Annotated in this window: 2 protein-coding genes; both read left to right on the top strand. The window is 75.3% G+C overall.

Features of this window, described 5'->3' with window-relative positions; all coding sequences use genetic code 11:
* The coding region (locus HW577_RS24815; protein ID WP_232475227.1) for a hypothetical protein at positions 1-793 on the top strand (793 nt) is incomplete at its 5' end.
* Between the two features lie 123 nt (positions 794-916).
* Positions 917-1,558, top strand: a 642-nt coding sequence (locus tag HW577_RS24810; protein WP_198378760.1) for a DNA translocase FtsK 4TM domain-containing protein, incomplete at its 3' end; no start/stop codon positions are given.

Here is a 1,558-nt window from a genome sequence, read left to right as displayed (position 1 = left end):
TCCCAGCTTCAGCTGTGACAGGAGTTCGGCCGTGTCCTCTCCCGATCCCGCCTGGGTGCGGGGCGCGTGTACCGCGCCGGAGGCGGTGCTGCAGGTTTCGGCCCGCGGCGCGCTGCGGCTGCCGGTCGAGGGCGCCGCGCGGCTGCTCCGATTCCGAACCCTGCGCGCGCAGGACGGCTGGACGATCGGCACGGGCGGCGGCGCGGAAGCGCCGCGCATCATGCTGCGCGCCGCCGGCGACGCGCTGGAATCCGCCGAACCCGACGCCAAGCTGCGCGACGACAGGCTGCCCGGCGAGACGGAAGTGCTGCGCTGGACGCGCTGCGAAACGCCGCCGGCCGCGCTGCTCCTGCTGCACGGGGAAGGGCTCGCCTTCCTGGCCACGCTCGAAAGGCTCGAAGCCGCCTGCCAGGGCGCGGGGATCGAGGCCTGCATCGCCGCGCTGATCGCGGAGGGGGATGTCTCGGGCGACCGGCTGCTTGGCGTGGCCGAGATCGCGCGGCTGCTGCGTGGCGCCGCCTGGGCGCTCGCCGCGCAGCAGGACAGCCCGCCGGAAGGGCTTGCGGTGGCGGCCGGGGTCGGCGGCGTCGCGGCCGCCGCGGCGGCACGGCTGCTGGTCGAAAGCCTCGATTTCGATGGCGACGGGCGGGTGTCAGCCGCCGAACTCGCGCGCGACCGCACCGCCTGGCCGCCGGCGACCGGCGGTGGCGAAGGCCGGCCGGTCGCGATCGAGGCGCTGGCCGAAGGTGCGGGGATGCTGCGCGCCCTGATCGAGCGGCTGGCCGGCGAATAGGGCCACAAGGCGTGACCGGCTGACCACAGCGCCCGGGCGAAGGGTCTGGCGCCGCAGGTAAACGCTGCGCCGACAATGGGGTTTGCGGTATGGTTCATCCGCAACCTGAACTCGACGCCCGACATGCCCCGTGCTGCCCTGACCAACGAGTCCCGCGCTACCGACGCCGGCGCGCCCGGCCGCTTCGCCTCCGCCGCGGTGCGCGCGGTGCTGCGGCGGCGGATGATGGAACTGGGCGGCGTGCTTGTCGCGCTGGCGGGCGTCGGCCTGCTGATCGCGCTCGGCAGCCATGACCCGGCCGATCCATCCCTGAACACGGCGACGGACGGGCCGACACGGAATCTCGCGGGGCCGGTGGGGGCGATCGTCTCGGACGTCCTGCTGCAATCCTTCGGCTTCGCCGCCGTGCTGCCATCCCTCGCGCTGCTCGCCTGGGCCTTCCGGTTGGCGACGCATCGCGGCCTCGGCAGCTTCCCCGCGCGGCTGATCGGGCTCCTGGCGGCGCTGCCGCTCGGCGCCGCGGCGCTCTCCCTCGTGCCGGTGCCACCCGAGCTTCCCGTCGCGGCGGGGGCGGGCGGCGTCGCGGGGCCGCTCGTCTCCGGCCTTGTCGTCGATGGGCTGGCCAGCCTGTTCGGGCCGGCCGGCGCAATGGCAGGGCATGCGATCGTGATGGTGGCGGCGGTTGGCTCGGCCTTCATCGCCTGCGGGCTGACGGTGGGCGAATGGCGCGGCGCGGGCCGCGTGGCGGTCGGCGCCGGCCAGGTC

This window comes from Neoroseomonas rubea, assembly GCF_016106015.1.
GTDB classification, from domain to species: Bacteria; Pseudomonadota; Alphaproteobacteria; order Acetobacterales; family Acetobacteraceae; genus Neoroseomonas; species Neoroseomonas rubea.
The sequence above is the reverse complement of the archived record's forward strand: the minus strand, read 5'-3'. Positions and strand labels throughout refer to the sequence as shown.